General features: G+C 74.3%; 3 protein-coding genes. 2 read left to right on the top strand and 1 reads right to left on the bottom strand.

The features are described 5' to 3' along the window. Both AC1D12_RS29795 and AC1D12_RS29790 read left to right on the top strand, forming a co-directional pair. Positions 1-407 (top strand): S1C family serine protease (locus AC1D12_RS29795; RefSeq protein WP_477844825.1); only part of this gene is annotated, 407 nt, incomplete at its 5' end. A gap of 66 nt (positions 408-473) precedes the next feature. After that, positions 474-812: a CU044_2847 family protein gene (locus AC1D12_RS29790; protein ID WP_477827206.1), complete on the top strand. Its 339-nt coding sequence runs from the start codon at positions 474-476 to the stop codon at positions 810-812. On the opposite strand, the gene AC1D12_RS29785 is transcribed toward AC1D12_RS29790, so the two are convergent. Further along, positions 778-2,940 (bottom strand): WD40 repeat domain-containing protein (locus AC1D12_RS29785; protein ID WP_477844823.1); only part of this gene is annotated, 2,163 nt, incomplete at its 5' end. The two genes, AC1D12_RS29790 and AC1D12_RS29785, sit on opposite strands and share 35 nt — an antisense overlap.

Here is a 2,940-nt window from a genome sequence, read left to right as displayed (position 1 = left end):
TCCGCGGCGCGCAGTCGATCAGCTTCGCAGTGGCGATCGACATCGCCGAATGGGTGATCCCGCAGCTGCTGCAGCACGGCCGGGTGCAGCGCGGCTACCTGGGCGTGGGCGGCAGCACGACGGCGCTCGACCGGCGCATCGTCGTCGGCCTCGGGCTCGGGCAATCGCATGGCGTGCGGGTGTCGGCGGTCGAGCCGGGCAGCCCGGCCGCGCGCGCCGGCCTGCGCGAGGGCGACCTGTTGATCGGCATCGACGGCCTGGCGATCGAGTCGGTCGACCGGCTGCACCAGGCGCTCGACGCGAGCCGCATCAACCGCGACTGCGTGCTGAAGCTGCTGCGCGGCAACGCGACCGGCCAGCCGCTGTACCTGACGGTGCGGCCGACGGTGGCGCATCCCCAACCCTGACGACGACCGCGCCGGCCGTGGCGCCTATGCTCGGCGAACGCGGTTGAACGCGTCTGGAGGACCGCCATGGCCACACGAGAGATCCTGATCGACGGCGTGCTGCTCAGCGTCGAGGTCGATGCCGCCGATGCGCCGCCCTCCACCGGCCTGGTCGAGCGCGGCGGCCTGGTCGAGCGCGGTGCGGTGGCCGACAAGGTGCGCGACATCGGCCAGGAGATGCGCAGCCTGCTGGCCGCCGTGACGCGGCCGGTGCGCGAGGCGCTGGAAGCGACGCAGCCCGACAGCTGGAGCGTCGAGCTGAACCTCGGCTTCAAGGGCGAGGCCGGCATCCCCTGCCTCACCAAGGGCGAGGCGAACGGCTCGATCAAGGTCAGCGCGAGCTGGAAGAAGCCCGCCGCGGCTTGAGCTTGTCGCCCAGGCAGCCCGGCGGCGCGCCGATCAGGCGGCAGCGCTCGCCGGGGTCGAGGTCGCGGCTGGCCTGCGCCTGCGCTTCTTCCATCACGCGCTTGCCGTCGGTCGGGATGAGGCGGCCGTTGCGGTCGATCAGGTAGCCGCCCTGCGCCGTCAGCTGCGTCTCGGCGAAGACCTGCAGGTCGGTCTCGAGGATCGGCTCGGTCGACGGCAGGCGGTAGACCCGCAGGCGCTGCTGGTCCGGCAGCCGCACCACCATCACGCCGCCGCTGCGGCTGAATGCCGGCTGCGCCGGCCAGCCCTTCAGCACGACCGGCGGGGCCGCCGGATCGTCGAGCGACCGCACCTCCAGCCCGTCGCCGGAGGCGCTCTGCCCGAAGGCATGGCGCCCGCTCGGATCGACGTTCATCTCGGCCCGCAGGCTGCCGCGCGCCGCACCGCCGCGCAGCTCGAGCAGCTCCCAGCCGGACGGGCCGCGCAGTGCCACCAGCCCGGTCGCCTCGTTGACGATGAGGCTGCCGCGCGACGAGGGCCCGAGCTGCAGCGATGGGGTCGACGACTCGGCCCGCAGGTCCCACAGCTCGGTGTGCCGGGCGTCCCACAGCTGCAACACCCGGCCGCCGCCGCGCAGCGCCATGTTCATGCCGTCCGGCGCCTCCCGCTCGATGCGGCGCAGCACGCGCGCCGTGCCCTGCTCGATCGCCTGCACCTCGATCCGCACGCGCCCGGGCAGCACGGTCTTGGTCGCGAACAGCCGCGCATGGCCGAGCACCAGCGAATCGGCACGCGGGTCGAACCGGCCGGCGCCGCCTCGACCGGTGGCCTCGGCCGCGGGCATGCGGAACAGCGGTTGCTCGGCGGCGGTGTAGAGGAGCCATTCGCTGCCATCGCGCACCAGGTGCAGGTCGTCGGCGCGTGCGATGACGCCATCGTGCCGGTGCCACGACAGCTGCCGGCCGCTGGCCAGGTCGAAGCCGCTCAGGCACTGGCGTTCGGCCGTCTCGCAGTGGCCCGAGAGCACCAGCTGCGATTCGTCGGGCGACACGCCGATCTCGACCACCGAGTCGTACAGGTCGGGCGTGTCCAGCTGCTGCAGCAGCTGGCCGTCGCCCAGCCGGCGCAGCTGCAGCGCGTCGCCGGTGGGGCTGCGCATCGCGGTCACCATGCGGGACTCGTCGCGGCTCACCCACCACGGCGCCACGCGGTCGCCGAGCGGCCGCAGGCGCGGGCGCAGGTCGTACACGCGCACCGCGCCGTCGGCCGCCTTGATCGCCAGCCGGTTGCCCTGCTCGCTCAGGCTCACCAGCGACTCGTAGGTGTCGCGCACCGGCATGTCGAACGCGCCCTGCAGCCGCCACAGCCCGCCCGACACCAGGTCGGCAACCTGCACCTCGTTCGCGCCCCGCAGCAGCTTGACGATGCGCCGGCCGTCGCGGTTGATGACGATGTCGTCGACGCCGCCGCTTTCGCTGCGGTCGATGCGCTGGTACGGATGCGCGCCGCCGGCCGGGTCGAGCTGCAGGCGCTGCAGGTCGAGCAGGCACAGCTGCGGCATCACCGACACGCCCAGCGTGCCGCCGCCCTGCGCGAACGCATAGCCGAGGTCCTTGCACGGCTGCTCGTCGGCGCTGGCGGTCAGCGCGCCCCGGCCGTCGTAGGTGAACAGCCGCACGCCGAAGCCGGGCCAGCCCGGGCGTTGCACGGCGACGAGTTCGTCGCCTTCGGCGCGGAACACCGCGCCCATCAGGCCGCCGACCACGCCGGTGTCGGCGTTCTGCGGACGCCGCCGGAACAGCAGCCTGCCGTCGTCGACCGACCACACCCGCAGCTCGCTCGCATCGGCCGTGATGGCGGCCAGCCGCCGGCCGTCGGGGCTGAAGCCGAGGCGGCCGACATCGCCGCTGCCTTCGAGCACGCGTGGCGGCGCCGCCGTGCCGCTCGCCGCCGATGCCGGCCACAGCACCACGCCCGCGTCGGTGGCCGCCACCACCTGCCGGCCGTCGGTGCCGTAGGCCACGCTGTGCACGGCGCCCGGCGGGGCCGGCCAGGCCAGGCGGCGCTGCGGCCGCAAGGCCGGCAGGCCGAGCTCCCACTCGTCGACGCCCTCCGCACCGGCCACCAG

This window comes from Rhizobacter sp. P1_G5 (assembly GCF_056405435.1).
The sequence above is the reverse complement of the archived record's forward strand: the minus strand, read 5'-3'. Positions and strand labels throughout refer to the sequence as shown.

Excerpts from the sequence above, each read along its gene's own strand:
- AC1D12_RS29790 (WP_477827206.1), top strand. The coding sequence starts at position 474 with ATGGCCACACGAGAGATCCTGATCGACGGCGTGCTGCTCAGCGTCGAG.